The organism is uncultured Aquimarina sp. (assembly GCF_947492405.1).
Taxonomy (GTDB): Bacteria; Bacteroidota; Bacteroidia; order Flavobacteriales; family Flavobacteriaceae; genus Aquimarina.
The window spans coordinates 101,261-119,709 of record NZ_CANLMP010000008.1 but is presented as its reverse complement, the minus strand read 5'-3'; the positions used below and the strand labels follow the sequence as shown (position 1 = coordinate 119,709).

General features: G+C 31.9%; 18 protein-coding genes. 15 read left to right on the top strand and 3 right to left on the bottom strand.

What is annotated here, in order from left to right; all coding sequences use genetic code 11:
* Positions 1 to 97: 97 nt before the first annotated feature.
* From tssD to Q0829_RS23735, 15 genes are all read left to right on the top strand, one after another.
* Positions 98 to 1,978: a type VI secretion system tube protein TssD gene (gene tssD, locus Q0829_RS23805; RefSeq protein ID WP_298547679.1), complete on the top strand. Its 1,881-nt coding sequence runs from the start codon at positions 98 to 100 to the stop codon at positions 1,976 to 1,978.
* A gap of 6 nt (positions 1,979 to 1,984) precedes the next feature.
* Entirely contained in the window at positions 1,985 to 2,569 is a 585-nt protein-coding gene (locus Q0829_RS23800) for a hypothetical protein (RefSeq protein ID WP_298547678.1), read from the top strand.
* Positions 2,570 to 2,824: 255 nt separating this feature from the next.
* Positions 2,825 to 3,310, top strand: coding sequence for a hypothetical protein (locus Q0829_RS23795; protein ID WP_298547677.1), 486 nt, complete (start codon positions 2,825 to 2,827; stop codon positions 3,308 to 3,310).
* 192 nt (positions 3,311 to 3,502) lie between these two features.
* A complete protein-coding gene (locus Q0829_RS23790) occupies positions 3,503 to 5,257 on the top strand; it encodes a phage baseplate assembly protein V (protein ID WP_298547676.1) in 1,755 nt (584 codons plus the stop codon).
* Positions 5,258 to 6,121: a hypothetical protein gene (locus Q0829_RS23785; protein ID WP_298547675.1), complete on the top strand. Its 864-nt coding sequence runs from the start codon at positions 5,258 to 5,260 to the stop codon at positions 6,119 to 6,121. It abuts the gene before it with no gap.
* A gap of 7 nt (positions 6,122 to 6,128) precedes the next feature.
* On the top strand, positions 6,129 to 7,799 hold the full coding sequence (locus tag Q0829_RS23780; protein WP_298547673.1) for a PAAR-like protein: 1,671 nt from the start codon (positions 6,129 to 6,131) through the stop codon (positions 7,797 to 7,799).
* Positions 7,796 to 8,113 (top strand): hypothetical protein, encoded by a 318-nt coding sequence (locus Q0829_RS23775; RefSeq protein ID WP_298547672.1) that lies wholly within the window; start codon positions 7,796 to 7,798, stop codon positions 8,111 to 8,113. The genes Q0829_RS23780 and Q0829_RS23775 overlap by 4 nt, the downstream gene beginning before the upstream one ends.
* A 4-nt stretch (positions 8,114 to 8,117) precedes the next feature.
* Entirely contained in the window at positions 8,118 to 9,266 is a 1,149-nt protein-coding gene (locus Q0829_RS23770) for a DUF6402 family protein (RefSeq protein ID WP_298547670.1), read from the top strand.
* Positions 9,263 to 9,625 (top strand): hypothetical protein, encoded by a 363-nt coding sequence (locus Q0829_RS23765; protein ID WP_298547669.1) that lies wholly within the window; start codon positions 9,263 to 9,265, stop codon positions 9,623 to 9,625. The genes Q0829_RS23770 and Q0829_RS23765 overlap by 4 nt, the downstream gene beginning before the upstream one ends.
* 11 nt (positions 9,626 to 9,636) lie before the next feature.
* Complete coding sequence (locus Q0829_RS23760) at positions 9,637 to 12,024, top strand: LysM peptidoglycan-binding domain-containing protein (protein ID WP_298547668.1); 2,388 nt, start codon at positions 9,637 to 9,639, stop codon at positions 12,022 to 12,024.
* 11 nt (positions 12,025 to 12,035) lie between these two features.
* Positions 12,036 to 12,863: a hypothetical protein gene (locus Q0829_RS23755; protein ID WP_298547666.1), complete on the top strand. Its 828-nt coding sequence runs from the start codon at positions 12,036 to 12,038 to the stop codon at positions 12,861 to 12,863.
* Between the two features lie 10 nt (positions 12,864 to 12,873).
* Positions 12,874 to 13,383, top strand: a complete 510-nt coding sequence (locus Q0829_RS23750) for a hypothetical protein (RefSeq protein ID WP_298547664.1) — start codon at positions 12,874 to 12,876, stop codon at positions 13,381 to 13,383.
* A 9-nt stretch (positions 13,384 to 13,392) separates the two neighbouring features.
* Positions 13,393 to 13,845 (top strand): hypothetical protein, encoded by a 453-nt coding sequence (locus tag Q0829_RS23745; RefSeq protein ID WP_298547662.1) that lies wholly within the window; start codon positions 13,393 to 13,395, stop codon positions 13,843 to 13,845.
* Positions 13,846 to 13,862: 17 nt separating this feature from the next.
* On the top strand, positions 13,863 to 14,591 hold the full coding sequence (locus Q0829_RS23740; protein ID WP_298547661.1) for a M949_RS01915 family surface polysaccharide biosynthesis protein: 729 nt from the start codon (positions 13,863 to 13,865) through the stop codon (positions 14,589 to 14,591).
* Positions 14,592 to 14,607: 16 nt separating this feature from the next.
* Positions 14,608 to 15,171, top strand: coding sequence for a hypothetical protein (locus Q0829_RS23735; RefSeq protein WP_298547659.1), 564 nt, complete (start codon positions 14,608 to 14,610; stop codon positions 15,169 to 15,171).
* Between the two features lie 111 nt (positions 15,172 to 15,282).
* Here Q0829_RS23735 and Q0829_RS23730 read toward each other — a convergent pair whose 3' ends face one another.
* The 3 genes from Q0829_RS23730 to Q0829_RS23720 form a co-directional block, all read right to left on the bottom strand.
* Positions 15,283 to 15,426, bottom strand: coding sequence for a hypothetical protein (locus tag Q0829_RS23730; RefSeq protein WP_298547657.1), 144 nt, complete (start codon positions 15,424 to 15,426; stop codon positions 15,283 to 15,285).
* A 23-nt stretch (positions 15,427 to 15,449) separates the two neighbouring features.
* Positions 15,450 to 15,689, bottom strand: coding sequence for a hypothetical protein (locus Q0829_RS23725; protein ID WP_298547655.1), 240 nt, complete (start codon positions 15,687 to 15,689; stop codon positions 15,450 to 15,452).
* A gap of 770 nt (positions 15,690 to 16,459) precedes the next feature.
* A complete protein-coding gene (locus Q0829_RS23720; RefSeq protein ID WP_298547654.1) occupies positions 16,460 to 18,001 on the bottom strand; it encodes an IS1182 family transposase in 1,542 nt (513 codons plus the stop codon).
* Between the last annotated feature and the right edge of the window lie 448 nt (positions 18,002 to 18,449).

Below are 18,449 nucleotides of genomic sequence, written 5' to 3'. Positions count from 1 at the left end.
GTTGAGTTTGTGAATTCTAGACCCCCAATCCGTCGCTCCAAAACATTGAATACCTACTTATGCTTTTTACCAATCATACTAAAACCTAAAATTAAGGATGAGCATACAAGCTAAATTACATTTTGAAGATCAAATAATCAACGTATTAGAATTGGATTTTGGATTTAAACAAGCGAGTGACTACACAGGAAGACCTGTATCAAAGACTAGGTTTACAGGATTATATATGCTCATAGAAGCGAGCAAAGAAACTAACATTTGGGAGTGGATGATTAATCCCAATCTTGCTAAACAACTAAAAGTTCAATTTATACCAAGAATTCTTGGCGGTAAGACAAGAGTAGTAGAATTCATTGATGCCCATTGTATAAAGTATAAAGAAAATTTTAGTAGCACAAATACTACATCTGCAACCATTGCGCTACATATATCTGCTGCCGCTATAAAAGATCATAATACAGGAACTGAATTTGAGGAACATTGGAGAACTACCTATCCAATACATCCTACGCAATTAATAGAAAAAGAGGATAAAAAAGAAGTCACTCCTAAAATTGTTAAAGGCTGGTGGACGTATGACAAAAAAGGAGATCAGCCCTACTACTACAAAATGCTTGATGAAAATAGCAAAAGAGAAAAAATAGCTGTAGAGCTTGGGGAGACTGTTTATTTTCACGTAGAAGTTAAGGATATAGATGTTGGTAGTGAAATACAGTTACAGCTGTTTGATTACGATGATTTTTTGGGTTTTGATAATCTGAATATGGATACTTCTAGGTTTCCGATTGATCCAATTCATAAAACAGGAATCGTTGAGAAGGTAAACGGTAAAACGATTGCTACGATTCCTCTTTTACTTGATCAAAAATGGGAAGCTGTAATTGGTGATGATCATAATGATTTTGGAGGTTCACGAGATCAGAATATAGAGTTATACTGGAAAGTGAAATACAAACAGTTAGAAAAAAATCTACCCTATGAACAAGATAATTATCTAAGAGTTACTTATGCAGAAAGAGACTTTTTTATTGAACCAGCGGTAGAAGGTGCAAGTGTTCCTGAATTTTATGACAAATGGGGTAAGCTTATTATTTTTGGTTTTAAACGAACAAAAGATATTGCATCAAAAACCTATGATGTGAGTAAATCAGGTGCTTTGGCAATAGCAGATTTTGTGAGTTATAAAGTTCGTATCAGTACAGAAACAACAGCGATTTCTGGCATCAATGCTATCAAGAAAAAGATATATAAAGAAACTATAAATTTAGATACAAATATGAGCACCAAAATAGGGTACGAAATAGAAGAAGCTAGTAGTTTTGTTATCAAAGATAGTTTTAAATATGTAGATGTTCAGACGAAATCAGGTGAAATAAAAAAGAAATTTTCCGATTACTTTAATAAAAGAGATATTCATAAAGGCACGGTTATAGGATTAAAAGAAGGGAGAGAAATTCTAAGGTTTTTAGATTATGTCAATGTTACCAAGACTTTATTAAATATGTTCCCGAAAGAAGGAAGTACAGAATTAGAAGTTCCTAAACCTTCATCTGCTGCAAGTATAATTACTACCTTTACAATGGGTGAATTATCGTGGGCATTATCAGGTTCATTGAGCGCTTTGTTTTTCGTTGCTGATGTAATTGCTACAGAAGTGGTAAAAGGTTTTATGGAAGACCTTAATGAAACAGCACAAGCAATGTTAACTAAAGCGAAATTAGGTGGATTAAGTAAATTAAGAGCATTTTTAGACACTTCTAGATTAAAGGAAGAAGCGTTTGGTGGATATGCTATAATTGACGATGTACCTCAATCTACATATGAAAAATTACTATGTGGGGAAATTAAAACCTTTGACAAGTTTGACGAAGATATGAGAAGCGGTTACGGAGATTATTATAGTTTTTTGGTACAAAGAATAGAAAACCCTAATAGTGAGCGAGAAAACTATATTTTAGATTCAGTTTATAAACAATAAGTTAATATGAAATATTTATTTGCAATTACTTTCTTCCTTGTTTTTAATTCTTGTAAATCTCAAGATAGAGAGGTCACTATTATGCAAGTTGATACAGATTTACCTGTAAAAGTGATGTTCGAAAAAGCATATAATAAAGATAGTACGTTAATAAGGATTATGATTCCTCAAAAAATTAAAGTGATTAATACTTATGGTTCTAAAATAAATCTTGATAGGTTTTTTCATAGTAGATCAGGAGGAAGAGTATACAGCTACAAATATGGTTATATTGATAGTATTAAAGATACTTTGGTAAGTCCACCAACAAATATTGAATTAGACAAAAAACAAGAAGAAGTATTTGACCTGTATGTTGTTTTACGTGCTTTTAGTTCGAATAAAGAAAGTAAAAAATTAAAAAAAGAAGGGGATTTTGCGCAGTATAGATTTAAAGACAAAAGAGAGGTCTATAACTTTGATAAAAGAAACAAAATGAAAGACTTCATTGAGAGCAAAATTAGTGACAGTCTAAAAGGATATATTCAAATAGGATTTTATAATCTGTCTACAGGTAAGGCATTTGCTCAGAATGTTCCTGTAAAGTTCTAAATCTGCGTTAGGGATAGTAGAGAAAATCCCACAGCCTGAGGTAACGAAGTGCGAGGAATTGTAACGGATAGCCCGCTCGAACGCCATATTTTTTTTTAAATACATATTCATAAAGATAATTTGTGTTGATAACCCCAGCCAGAGATATCGAGTACTTTTTATGATAGTTTTTTATATGGTTAAAATAGCTCTCCATTTACTAAGAGTACCCGAATATCTTTTATAAACAGGATTATAATAAAAACTAGCAAGCCTATGCTGACCTACCAGGATGAAATTTTACAGAAAGTATTGAAACAATTTGATGGATTGACAAAAATTGATGCTTATGATCTCTTACAAAAAGTCGAAGTACTGTTGCAAGGGCAAAAATCTCCTATTGAGTACCAGTGCATTAAGAATGAATTAAGTAAACAATTCTTCAAAAAGGAAATGGTTACTATTGGTAAAAGTGGATATTGTTACTTAATGGATTACTGTCATTTCATCAAGGTTTATGAATTTAGATCAGTATTTTTTCCTTTTACAACAAGAAACAATTTATTCTATACTCTATCTCAGGATTATAAAATGAAGCGATTAACAAATAAAAATATTATAGAAACGTTTGAAAACACGCATCTTAGATATGTGATCGATTACTTTTTAAAAGATAATCGAGTACATAAGAAAAATTCAAAAACAAACCGACTCTTATTACTAGAGTTATTAGACCAAGTAGATCCGAAAAAAGAATTTTAAAGTAAATAAATATGTTACTGAACGAATATACAAGTTACTCATCGAAAATATTAAGTTTTAATAGGGGTAAAATCCCCTTTTGCTAAAGTTAAATACAATAATAACAGTAAGTTTGCATTATAATATCTCAGTTGTAGGTAACAAATAATTAAATTAATACACTAATACATAGAACCCAAATATTAATTCCATATGGCACTACAAACCACTACTCAAATATTCATATCCGGAACACTTATTCAGTCCTATGTAAGTTTAAAGTTAGTACAAGAAATTGATGCACATCATGATTTAGAATTAGTATGTAGAACTGATGTGGTTGAGAAGTTATCGGAAGAATTAATTGGAGACAGCAAAGAGTATTTGGGAGGTGTTATTACGGTTAAGATAAGTTCCACCTCGGATTTCAGAGGTTATAAAGAATTAGAATTTAAAGGAATTGTAACTAAAGTTATGGGTACAAAAGGATTTCACCAATCTAGTGGTGATTTGGTTACTTTATATGCTAAAAGTACCTCAATTCTTTCTGATGATGGAGGTCATTATGATTCCTTTAATGATATGAGTCTTACAGAAATCTTAGAGCAAACATTTCAGGATTATGATAAAGGAAAATTAGAAACTAATTTTTCTCCGGTATCTTCAGATACGATTCATTATTCTGTACAACATAATCAAAGTGCTTTTAACTATGCAAGTAGACTGGCAGCTTATTACAATGAGTGGTTCTATTATGACGGGAAAAAACTTGTTTTTGGTAGCCCAAGTAATGAGGAAACGGAACTTTCGTATGGTATAGATCTACAAAAATTCTCTTTGGAGTTAAGCTCTATTGCTAATTCCTTTGATTATTTTACGAACGATTATCTTACGGATGAAGTTCATCAAAAAAGTAGCACCGATGTAGCCATTCCGGCCGAAGGATATCACGGTTTTACAAATAAGAAATCAAAAGAATTATATAGCAAACAAACACAAGTATATCATAATCTTTACAATGATACATCTATAAAACCAAGATTAGATACCCAAGTAGAGCAATATACAAAGGCACGTGCTATGAAGCAGGTTATTGCTAGAGGTTCCTCTGATAATCCGGGAATTAATCTTGGGGAAGTAATTAAAATCAAAGGGCACGGAACTTTTAGAATTATAAAAATCACTCATACCAACATTGAAGGAGGGTCTTATCGAAACACTTTTGAAGCCGTAGATGCCAATTTTACAGCATATCCTAAAATGGATATCAACAAATATCCTAAGTCCGACATACAAATTGCGACAGTTGTAGAAAACAACGATCCAGATGGATTAAGTAGAATTAAAGTACAATTTCCTTGGCAAAAACCATTAGGTGCGACAACGCCTTGGTTGCGTATGATGACACCTCATGCAGGATCGGATAAAGGGATCCATTTCATACCAGAAATTAATGAAGAAGTAATCGTAAATTTTGAAGCAGGAAATGCAGAACGTCCCTTTGTCTTAGGAGCGTTGTATCACGGTACAGCCAAACCCGATAGTTGGCAATCTGATAAAAACGATATTAAAGCCATTAAAACCAGAACGGGGCATTTGATAGAATTAAATGATACTGAAGGAGCAGAAAGTATAAAGATTACGGATAAAAATAGCAATGTTTTTCATATTGATACTGTTAAGAACAATATTACAATAACTGCATTGGAAAATATTACACTTAATGCTAAAAACCTTGCTATCAATGTGCAGGAGAATATGGATGTAACGGTAGGAGAGAATCATAACCTTAGTGCAAAAAATAGTAATGAGTATATTGATCAGGATAAAATGATCGATATTACTCAATCTTTTGAACAGACATCATCTGAAACTACAATAATAGCTTCTAATGGAGATATGACTATTGAAGGAGCTGGAGTATCCACTTTTCAGGGAGGTGCTGATGTAAAGATAAGCAAAGGATAAATGAGATTTCTTGTTGAAGACATACAACTCCAATTACAACTGGAAGCTACTTCTGCTGTTTATGAACATCTTATACGATCCGAGGTGATCTTGAATGGAAAAAGAGTCGTTAATAGTTCTGAAAAAATAGTGGATGTAACTATTTTAAAGAAAGAAAACAAAGTTCCTCAGATTCAAGTAAAAACTATTGAACATAACATCTCATTGGATAATCTTCTTAAAAAACAAGAAGACATAACATTAAAAATGGCATCTCTTTCAGATACTGTTCTTTTGGGGATAGATAAAAAAGGATTAATAAAAGATATTCACAACCATCATATCATCGTACAGAAATGGGAAGTATTACAACGAGAATTAAAAGAATTGTATGAAGGTAATGTAATGGATCAATATCTCTTAGGGATAAGAAAAAAAATTGAGGATAAAGCCAAGTTATTGACAGATTTCCAACAGCCTAGATTATTTGGTTTGCTATTTGATGGTTTATATGGATCATATACAACGTCAAATAAAGCTATTTTAGGTAGGATAAAAACTATTTATAATACAGTTGACCATATTCCTGTGGTAATTGATGAATCTATTTATTGCGATCAGATTGATACCAATTCTGAAACAATTACTTTAAGATTAAAAGGTAGGTTAAACAGCGAACAAACATATATCAATAAAATAGAAAATCATTTAATCAGAAAAGGAGTTGACAAAAAATCCGAATTTAAACTGTCATCCTATGATGGTATATTTCATTTTAATACCAATACTGGATTATTAAATACCGGATCATTGGTTATTGAAACTATGTTTGGAGAAGGTTATAAAAAAAGAGATCAATTAGAAATGAACATCATATCAGCTTAAGAAAATTATGAGTGCTAAAAAATATGTTTGTAATCAGGCTAAGATAGAATGCCAGATGTGTACCAATCCACAAGGCACATTAATGGTAACTTCTAATATGATCAAATTACAAGGTAAACTGTGGGCAACAGAAAAAGATAAAGAGAAGGTAAACCTTTTATTTCAGGGTACTTGTAAAGCAAGTCCTCAACAATCAGTGCCTTGCGTTGCGGTGATCCAAACAGGTCAATGGCAGGGAACAGGAGATGTATTAGTTCAAAACAATAAAGCATTGTTGGAGAGCTCTACTATTATGTGTAATTATGGAGGTTCGCAGATAAAAATTAAAGATGATTTACAAAAATCTCAACCTTCTTCTTTAGTACCAACAGCGATAGATGGTATTACACCAGATGAACCAGTATCTAAACTATTAGTATCTTCATCTTTAGAGCAAGTTTCAAAAACTGTGGAACTTCAAGAAGTTGCAGAGGTTGTAACTGTTTCTCAAGTTAGTGATGATAATCAGGAAGAAACCAATAAGGATTCAACGTACTTCTTATTCTTAGATGAAAAATCAAAGAAACCAATAGCGGGATTAACATTTTCTGTAGCGACTTCGGATGACAAATCAATTCAATGCACCACAAACGAGAAAGGATATTTCGAAATTTCAAGTGATCAGAAAGCTCCGTTTAAATTACGTGGTCATTATTACGGTAAAATAAAGAAAAGTGATGATAAATTATCTGATCTCGGAAAAGATATCTACACGCTAGAAAAATCTGAAGAAAAACCTGTTTCTCATATCGATTCGTTAAAAGACAAGAGTACTGACAAGAAACAAAAATTATTGGTAGGTACTACTAAAGTCAAAGTTAAAACAGGAGACACTTTAGATAAATATTTTAAGCAACATCTTCCTTCATTAGATAGAAACAGTAATAAAGGCTCAGTTCTGTTAGATTTTAATTTTGGAAGTGCTGTAAAAGGTACATACAGAGCATTTGATTTTGGTAAGTCTGGAGAAATATTTATTCCCAAATTTGATGCAGAAGTAAAAAGTTTAAAAGAAAAAACAACACATGTCTTTCATCTATCTAAAGTTGAGAGAAAGCCTTTTGGTCAAAAAATGCTAAAGGATACTCATATTGTAAAAAGAAATACTTGGACAAATCAAGGTCTAAATGCGTATGATATTATTGACCCATCTATAATAAATGCTAAGAAAACACCCTTAGAATTTGATTGGAACTATCATACTATCGTTTTACATCATTCTGGAGATAATTTGGACACTCACGTAAATGCTATTGAGAATTTACATATAGTTAAAAATAATTGGGAAGATGTAGGGTATCATTTTGTCATAGGTAGAGCAGAACATAATGAAAGTAAAATATATGAAGCCCGCCCATTACCATTTAAAGGAGCTCATGCATCTGGGAAGAATTCTAAAAAAATTGGGATAATGGTAGAGGGTGATTTTGATCACCAATGGTGGGATATAGATGATGATGTAGAACCTTCGCAAATTGTTTTATTAAAAAAACTGATAAGCTCTTTGCTTAATTATTTCCCCATAGTTAAATTAATCGGTCATTCGGATGTTACAGGAAAAGAAATTGGTGATGGATGTCCAGGAGAGAAATTGTATGATTACATACCAGGTTTACGAAAAAAATTCAAACTAAAATGATCAACACTAAACTTATAAATCTAGGCATCATATTGATATCAATATTCTTGATCATAAAAATGAGTTTTGTGATTTTGATTCCTAAAGGGGATACTACGGTATTTTTAGGATTGAAATTGAATCCGATAAAGGAAAATATAGTATATCAATATGACAAGGTAGAAGATGGAACATACCCAGTTCTATATTCTGATGAGAATCAATTGATAGGCGATTCGTTTTATAGAACAATTTTCGCAATCCCTTTAATCATATATGTAATAACATTTATCCTACTCTTTTTTTTAAAATTTAGGTTAAAACGAACTCGTTAGAAAGATGGTATTAGATTTTGGAAATGATAAAGCTTATGTAAAGTTTACTCCCGAAAAGGATGTAAAAGCTACTTCGTATACCATTAAAGTTTTTGCGTTAAATAAAACTGATGGGGGAACTAAAAAGCATGTATATACTTCTAAGAGTTATACCTTAAATAAGAAAGGAGAAAATCGATGGTATAAAGTGATAGACTATTCATTTTATAATGCTGTAGCAAAAAAAGTAGCAAGTTCAGGTAAAGTTTTACCAAACATTATTGAGTTTTCCTTTAAAATAGTGCTAGATGATGAGGAAGAAGAAGTTCCAGATATATACGAGGTACATTTTATCAGATATATACCTGCGTTGATGTCAATAAAAGGATGGACAAATGCGGTAAATCTTCAGAAGATTTGGTTTACGAAAGGGAAAAATGATGATAAAAAATCGGTAGATCCAGAAATTGACGCTTTTACTTGGTCGTGGGTAGTTGCAGAATCTAGTCAGGTAAATGGGGAATATGAAGAGTTTTTTCGGGACACAAAAAATGAATTAGATGCTTATTTCAATAATAATGTAAAGAAAGCTTTAAAGGGAGAGATTAGAAAAATGATTCCTAAGGGACTAGCAACACTTCCTGATGCATCAAATAAAACAACATCATTCGGAACTTTTGATACTGCTATAGAAACCTATCGAAGTGAGAAAATGCCAAAATTTGAAGTGTATTATTTTAATTCTAAACCTTTCTCAGGATTTTGGGATTTAGGACTACATTATGCCTTTGATGGAATTGATGATTTCATAGCAACACTGGCTAATTTTAATTATCACGTGGCAGCAAAAGGACAATTGGAATACGATGCCGGAGGAATGTTTTCTTCGCCCTCAACAAAAATAAAAGTTCAAGAATTAGCGTTTTTTATCAAAGATAACTTTGATTTTGTGGATGATGATCCTAATGAACCATCACAGCCACTAGGATATTGGAAGATTAAAAGCAAAACAGAATTAGAAGTTGAACGTTCTGAACCATCTAATGTTGGTGATTATTATGAAGTAACCAATAAAAGTTATCGAGATTATAGAGATGTACACAATATGGGTTATGATTTTCACGTATACTCTACCCTTAATAAACAAACTGTTGATATAGAATTATCATTATGAAAAAATTAATATACTTAATCCCTGTACTCATTTTGATTATAGGAGCTATCTACTTCTTTACCAGGAAAAAGTTTGAAGAATATAAAAGGCACGCTAGTCCAGATGGTCAGTATGTATTAGTTGTATATGTACAGAAAGAAATGTACGCTATTGGTTTTAGTAGCCAACAGTCTCATAAGTCTGCTTACGTAGCGCTTGAAGATAAGAATGGTAAAGTTTTAGTGAAACCAGGATTGTTTAGAAGCTGCGAGTTTAGTCTTGGAGATTTTGGTGCAGAATGGTTGATGGATGAAAATAAAGTGTATTACACCAAATTTGATTATATTGATTTATCAACAATGGAAATGTCTTGTAACTAAATACATCAAAAATGGCTGAAGACTTAATTCCACATAATGAAGCAGAAGAAGGGGCTGTAATTGTTGCTATAACTCCTGATACCGTAGAAAATAATCATACGAGTGCCCCAAAAGCGAATGCTAATTTTGTAACTCCTGTTACCAATGGTACTACTGAGACTAAGAAACAAAATTTTCCTAAAACGGTAACGGGTCCTACAGAAGTAAAATCTGGAGAGAAACTAGAATACATTATATCTGAATATGAAGTAAACAATGATGATACTTTAGATAAAGATAAGCAACGTATGCGTTGGTGTTTTTATATAGATGGCGTTAAGCTAGATGGTTCTAAAAAGCATGTACAGATCAAGAATTCAGAGAATCAAAAAGAAGATGTAGGAGATAATTTTTTGATTATTGATAATGCAGCCATGAGAACACTAGCGATAGAAAATGATGCGTATTTATATGCGAAAGCAGAAGTTGTAGAAGAAGATGGAGAAAAGAACAATAAATTAACTATTGTGTTTTCTAAATGGTTGGATGGTAAAAAGGTAAATGTAGAAGCATTTAGAAACAGACCTGATCACAAACCTAAAAAGGGATATGTAGTGACCGCTACGGTAACAGCTAAACCGGAGGTTATAAATATTAATTGGGTTAATGCAAAAGAAGAACCTATCAAGTTTGCCGGATATGATCAGGATGTCTTTTTACAGGTAGAGACTATCGGTATGAAAGATAAAGAGCTGAACCTTGATATTCTCGATTATGATAAGGGTGGTAAAGATGACAAGTTAGATTGGGGGGCTAATAGTATTAAGATTACTGGTCGTAAAACTCTAAAGCAATTCCCTATAAAAAAGAAAGCTCAATACGGACTACAAGAAAAGGATGAAAATAAGCCGGGATTAGATTTATTCGTTGTTGTAAATAGTAGTGAACCCTTAGAAAATTGTAAAGACAAATACGCTACCTATTTGGATCTTAATCCGGATGAAAAAATCATTACAGCTTATTTTGCAGAAGAACGAAAGAAAGAAGTGCAAAAAGGAGAAGAACTATCCAAACCAGAACCTAAAAAAGAAATTGTAGAGAAGCCCAAGGAAATAACTCATACTGTCAAAAAAGGCGATGTTCTGTATAGTGTGGCAAAAAAATATGGAGTATCTCATCACAAAGTCCTTAAAGAATATAATAATCTAACATCTAACTCGCTAAAAGTCGGACAGGTTTTAAAGATACCTCCAAAGGAAGAAAAGGAGAAACCAAAAGAAAAAGAAGAAAAGAAAGACTCCAAAACCATTACCTATTATCAGAAGATCGATAGTGCCAGTTTAGGAAGCGAAGTACATCTAACTGCCGAAGCTCAAAATCTGGAAGGAAAAACTGTTAGCTTTAAGGTGTTTGAAAAGGAACCTATTTTATTAACAGAAAAAGAAACACCTCTACCGCTGTTGGTTGATAAAGAAGAAAAAACAGAAGCTGAAGCAAAGGTGAGTGATGGGAAAGCCCAAATATCCGTCATCTTAAAAAGAAAAGACAAAGAAGCGCACCAACAATGGAAAGATATCCTGAGCCCACCCGATGAATGTATAGATGGAGTGTGGTATGATAGCAAGAAGGATCAAGATGTGAAGATGAAAGATGATGATAAGAGAATTATTGACGAACCCGACCGATATACCCCAGCTATAAAACATCAAGAAAAGAAGAAAACTTATCTTTGGTTACAGGTAACTTGTGAAGGGGATCAGTTAGATTTTGATCAACCATTTTTGAAAAAGTCTGGAGCTCTAGAAGTTGATTATAGTGATCGTGCCCCTTGGATGGTATTTGCAAAGCAAGAACTTGATAAGTATGGAGGAGTTAGACAAAATGAATCCCCTTTAAAAGAACAAATAAATTTATATTTTTCCTTAAGTAGCCATAAATTCTATGATTATAAAGGAAACTGGTGTGCTGCCTATATAAATTGGTGTTTTGAGCAAACAGAAGATTATAAAAGCACTAATCCAAAAATTAATGTAGCAGCATATGATTGGTTAACACCAAGTTTAGCTAAAAAGAAGAGAAAAGATATTGATGGTTGGTTAAATGGTGAAATTATATCAAGTATTGATGATGCATTCGTAGGTGCAGTTATTGTATTTTCACATTCGCACGTAGCATTTGTATTAGGGCAATCTGAGGATGGTAAAAGTTTAATATATTTAGGAGGTAATCAATCCGACGGAGCTACAAATGATGGACCAGGAAAAAGAACACTATGTACTAATCCAAAATTAAAAACAGGAATTAATAAATCCTTTTGGCTAATCAAACCTAAAAATTATACTCCTACGAGCTCAGAAAAGAATCTTCCAAAGATTTCTCCTGACGGAAAAGAACTAAGTTATGAGGATACTCATGGTTAAAAAAATAACAAATGAAAAAAATAGTCTTTAAAATATCTTTTTACGTACTGGTCGCCATAAGTATTTCTTGTAAAGAAAATAAAGCGGACTCATCTGATTTACACTTATCTAACAAAATCAAGAAAATTAATAGTGAAAAAAGGGATGTAACTCAAGATTCTATCAAATTTAAAAAGATCCTGCAAGCACAAATTGAAGCAGGTAAATCAGCTTTGTATGATAAATCTTTTGACATTTCTACCTATAAATTTACTTCTAAGGATTTAGAAGCTATCATCCCCATAATTAAAAATTATTTGGTTAACTATGAAAAGCCCTCAGATGAAGAGTTTGGGGAGCAAATAAAAAGAATATTTGGCAGAACTATTGATTTTAGTAGTGGTTCAAAGTATTTATATGTAAACCTTGAAAATAAGAGCGATAGGGAGTTTAAGTTCTTCAGAAATGATAATTCTATAGAAATGAACCCATCTTCAGTTTTCATAATTAAAGAACATAATTTTATAACCGAACTTTATGCTATTCCCGAAATTCTAAATTACAGAGCTAAATATTCTGATATTTCGGTTATTGAAGACAATATGAACGTAGATAAAATAGATGAAGAAGGTAGTTCGATAAAGATTTACAAATGGTCGGATTTCAATGACCTGGAACAAGAAAGAGAAGAAAATATAAAAACCCTAATTGCAAGGAATAAATATTTGTTTAACAATGATACGTCGCAATTGGAATGGTTATTAGAACACGATAAACTTTTTATGATGTTTCTTTTAAAAACTTATAATTATAGTCAAGATAGTATTCATAAAGATTGGTATGAGAAAATGAGTAATTAACTATTTTTAAATGAGAAATATACCAAAATTAGATTGCTATTTATTTTCGTTATTTGTAAGCACTTTTATATTTTTTTCATCTTGTAAACAAGAAGTTAAAAGCGAAGAAACGAAAAAAGTTAATACCTCAGAAGTAATTCAAGATAATAAAGTTGTACAAACAAAAAATGAAGAAGAGCAAAATGATTTAAATTGCTTTACTCAAAAAGATATCAAAAACTTGAGTTTATTCTTCAAGTCAATTACAAATGAAAATACTACTCTTGATTTGTCCGGATTCAATTTCAAAGAGGAAGATTTATCCGATTTTAAAAAATTATTCTTGTCCGATGATTTTAATTCTTTTGTATTAAAATATAATGAAGATGTCGAATGTGACGACTACATAATTCTTGATATTATGGAAAGAATTAAATATGAAGATGATGGAGAGGTTCATTATTCTGAAAGAAATATTATGTATGAATTAACTAAAAAAGGGAAAAATATTAATGTTAAATCAGCTGGTATAGCAGGATAATTTTAGTTTATGAGACTTGTAATTATTCTTTTATTATGCTTTGTTTCCTCTTGTAAAAACATTAATAAATCTAAAGCAAATATTAATGCGGAGTTGGGAAAAACAGAAAGTAACTCCCTTAAAACTATTGATAATACTGATTGTTTCACTAGTTTGGAAATAAAAAATCTTACAGAATACTTCAAAAATGTAAAAGAAAAATCTGCTACTAATGATGATGAATTTAATTTTAGCCAAGAAGACTTTTCTTATATCCAAGAAAGCCTTCTTAAAAAGGGCTTGATATCTAGTGAGTTTAGTGAACTTGTGACAGAATGTGATAGTACAGCAACTTATTTAATAAATTATGTTGAAGAATTTATGGACGGAGAGGAAACCCATTACTCAGAATCTGCAATATGGTTAGTATTAAAGAGAGAGGGTAATAATATCAAGATTACGGATGTAGGAGGAGCAGGTTAAAAACAAGAAAACAAAAAATGGGCAGTCATCTCGATAAATACTTTAAAATTTCAATCATATTTTTAGGTGCTATGTTTGTAAACTGTAAAGATAGTACCAAAGATTTGAGTAAAACCACTAGTAAGATTAATCCTCAAATTCAAGATACTTTATGTCCTAAAAAACATGAAGTTTGTGTAGCATTTAATGATAATGAAGGAAATAAATTATTTACTTTATTTGAAAAAAAGACTACTAGTGAGATTTTTGATGAAATAGAGGAAGAAATATCAAATATTGAAAATACGGAACTATTTGTCAAACTGTATAAAAATGATCAACTAACTGTAAAAGTTTATGACAAAATTGATTGTTATACAGATGGGTATGTTAATTATATTAAAGATTCATTTTCGATAACTGATCTGGACAAAGATGGGATAAAAGAAACTTCATTTTTGTATATACTAAATTGCGATGCAGAACCAATGCCCTCAAAAATGAAATTAATAATGATTGAAGGAGAGCAGAAATACAAAATAAGAGGTGAGCAAAGTTTTTTGAATTCGTCCGAAATTCCAAAATTTAGTATTGATAATTCATTTAAAAAAGCTCCTGTTGCTTTTCTGGATTTTTCAGTTAAGCTTTGGAATCAGAATATTTTTGACCCTACTATGAAATCTTCTAGTACCGAGCAAGAAAGGCAAACCCAACTGGAAATGATAATTCAGAAAAACATAGAAACAAAAAATAGTTTTATTGAATAACCATTTTACGGAAAAGATGTCACAAAACATCAACATACAAGAATTAGTCAATGAAATAACGCAGCCTAATGCAGTATGTGTTATTGATAATGAAGTTCCTGAAAATCCCGAAAAACGCCATCTACATCTCATCTACAGTTTAGTAAATATTGTTAAACAATGTATTCAAAAAGAAATGTACCATCCTTACATCCATATAAAAGATATCCAGGGCAACTTTCTTTTTAATGACCGTTTGCATATAGAAGACGCTAACATCAATCAAACAGCAATTAATAATCCGGGGTATTGTGATATCCACTTGATAATGCAGAAGGATACTTCTAAAATATATTATTGCGCTACTACTCCAGATACATTGGCAGACAATAATCGGTATTATATAGATCAAGTCAATTTTACCAATGGTACGATAGATACTATTGCTTATAAAAAAGCAGCCTTTGCCATATTAGATATGATAAAAAAAGGAGAAAAACTTGATCTTAATCAATCAATAGATACAAGTGTTACGGTTCATAATTACGAACCAAATTCTAAACATTGGAGTATTGAGTATTATCAGATAAATTGTTGGTAAACATGTTTTCCACTTTTGGTAAACATGTTCCCTAAAATAATGTAAACTTCTATTTTATATGGGTTTGGCTTCTTTGTTAATTGTTGGAAAACATGTTTACATTACTGTTTTCTATGTATGACTTTTTTCTTTATCTTTTTTAGTCAATTCCTTTCCTAATCTAACGATATTCATAACCAGATAGACCGCAGAATGTACCTTTAGTACCGTTGTTATGGTATCCTTATTCGATGTGTTTTCAAGCATTCTATTCATAACGTTACTTTTTATACTACACACTACAGACGATACGCGTCCCTTAATTTTTTTGTAGAAGCTACTACTTCTGCATACTCCTTAATAATGTATTTTGATATAAACAGAACCGCATACAAAGCTCCTACAATAACAACCCCTTTCACAACAGGATTCTTAAGTAGCTCTTTGGATTGATTTGCTAAGGTTCTTTTGGTTTTGTCTTTTGATAATGGAACATTTTTAAGTCGCTCCCTTCTGATTATTTTTCTTCTTTCCATCATAATTATTGCTGTTACTGTTTACCATCTCATTGAATAGTTTTCCAAGAAGCGTTCATACTTCCTTGTTCTAAAGATTGGATGTTCTGATTTTTTTTGAGAATGACTATTGATGAAGTAGTCGAAATTTCGGAAAAATAAATAGCATACACAAATCAAAAAAAAGATAAACAGTACGTATCGTTGCGTAATCATATTCTTAAAAAAAGCTTAAAATATCTTGTACTCCAACAATACCAATACTTGCGAATTTATACCCCCTATTAATTCAATTATAGAAAACTGTAGTAAAAGGGGTACGAAAATATTTTTCAGGTAAATTTGACTTCATTATTTCTTTGGTTTATAGAACAGTAAATCAAGGCTATGCAATGGTTATTAGACACAGTTTACCCCTATGTTTAAAAGTGTTTTAAAGCCTTCTAAGAGCCTTAAAGATAAAAACACAGGAGTAGTAGCCTAAGATGATTTTGAAGCTTTTAATCGCTTAAAATGTTGCAAATAAAATTGAAAATCTTACTCAACGAATTTTGTAAAATACTAGATTCTTAAAATACATTCTTTGATTATCTAAAGTTACTTTTGTTCGCTACAGATCTACAAGAGGTTGCTATACTTTTCTAAGTTTGTAATTGGTTATAAAATACGAGGCTGTCTAAAAAGGTTTAGGCAGTCTTTTTTGTTTTATACTGTATTGTAAATTTACGTTTAGATTTTCAAATAAGTTAGTAGTTGATAGTTGTTAGTTACTAGTTTTATAAGTTTATAGTGTTTTACACTCTTAAACTTAGCTTTTTTAGGTTATGTGCCATAGCTATTAGTCCAATTTCGGTTTCTACTTTCTGGATTCCTCTTAGCATAAAGCGTTTAAAGTTCATATTTTGCTTTATATTTCCAAAAACAGCTTCTACATCCCAACATCTTTGTTTGCGATGTGCAATTCCTTGATCACTCAGTAGTTTTTCTTTTGCTTTGGTTTTGAGTCTGACCAAATTGTGATTACGTTCTATGATCCTATTGCCTTTTGCTTTATAACAGCTTGCTCTAAGTGGGCACCGATGACAGTTTTTTGCTTGATACCTACTGATGGTTTGCCAGTACCCTGTTTTGGTTTGTTTTTTATAATCCCCGATATGCTCCATAGCCTGTCCCATTGGACAATAATAGGTGTCAGTATTTTGATTATAGTAGAGTTTATTGGCGGCAAAGGGATGTTTTACTTTTCCTTGTTTTTCTTCTCGTTGTTCCTTGTGGAAGTAATTGTATTTGACAAAGGCTTCGATATTCTTGTTCTCTAAATCCGTATAGTTCTCTTCACTACCATAGCCTGCATCTGCAGTAATACTATCTGGAATATCTTGATAACCTTCTATAAAATCTTCAACGTGATCTATTAGTGTAGTGGTATCTGCCGTGGTTTGGGCTAAGGTGTAATTGACAATAAACTGGTTGTTAGTGGATGCCTGTAAGTTATAGCCTGGTTTGAGCTGTCCGTTTTGCATATGATCGTCTTTCATACGCATAAAAGTGGCATCCGGATCAGTCTTACTCATACTGTTACGGGTATTCAATTGCTCTTCTTGTTTATTATATTTATCAATATTGGAAGGCCAATTCTTTTTACCATAGCTAAGCTTCTGCTTTACTTTTTTATCAACTTCTTTACCTTCTAGTGCCTTATTAATTTGATCAATAGTTTGAGAGACCTGCTCTGGATCAATAGCTTGAAAATCTGGAGTATTGGGGTGTTGCTCTTGATCAGCATATACTTTCTCTACATAGGCCCATAACTCTTTGAGTTGTTTAGTGATCTTATCTCTATTAGTCTTAATGCTCTTGGACCAAACAAAAGTATAACGGTTGGCATTGGCTTCTATCTTAGTACCGTCTACATACAGGTCTTTCAATGACAAATACCCTTGCTCATTCAATAAAATAACTACTTGATTGAAAATCTTTTTTAAATGACCTTTCAATCGCTTGCCTCTAAAATCATTAATCGTATTATGATCAGGGGTACTCTGACCACTAAGCCACATAAAATGAATATTCTCCTGCAAGGCTTGTTCAATCTTACGGGAAGAATACAGATTACGTAAATAACCATAAATAATAACCTTCAAAAGCATACGAGGATGGTAGCTCGAAGTACCTCCACCCTTATAGCTATCTATCAGCTTATCGATATTCAAATGATCTATAATCGTATTAACAATACGAACTGGATGATTTTTGGGAACCAAATCATCATAACTGGGAGGTAAAAGACTTAATTGATCTTGATCATAAGTCTTGAAGATAACATTTCGACTCATACCTAAAGTTAAAAATCAAATCCTTTTTAACCAAAAAAAAGACTGCCTTTTCAGACAGCCTCGTAGCTCACTCTTATAGGGAATAGTTCTGGCTCCTTCCTATAGAGAAAAGTTGTAGCTTGCTCTTATAGGGAAAAGTTACAGCTCACTCCTATAAGGAAAAGATGCAGCTCCTTCCTATAGGGAAAAGATACAGCTCACTCCTGTAGGGAATAGTTGCAGCTCCTTCTTATAGGGAAAAGTTGAAGTCCTTACTATAGTAAAAAGTTATGCGTCATCCCTATAGGAAAAACTTCAAGTCATTGCTATAGTAAAAAGTTACGTGTCATCCGTATAGGAAAAACTTCAAGTCATTGCTATAGTAAAAAGTTACGTGTCATCCCTATAGGAAAAACTTCAAGTCCGTGTTATAGTAAAAAGTTATGTGTCATCTCTATAGGAAAAACTT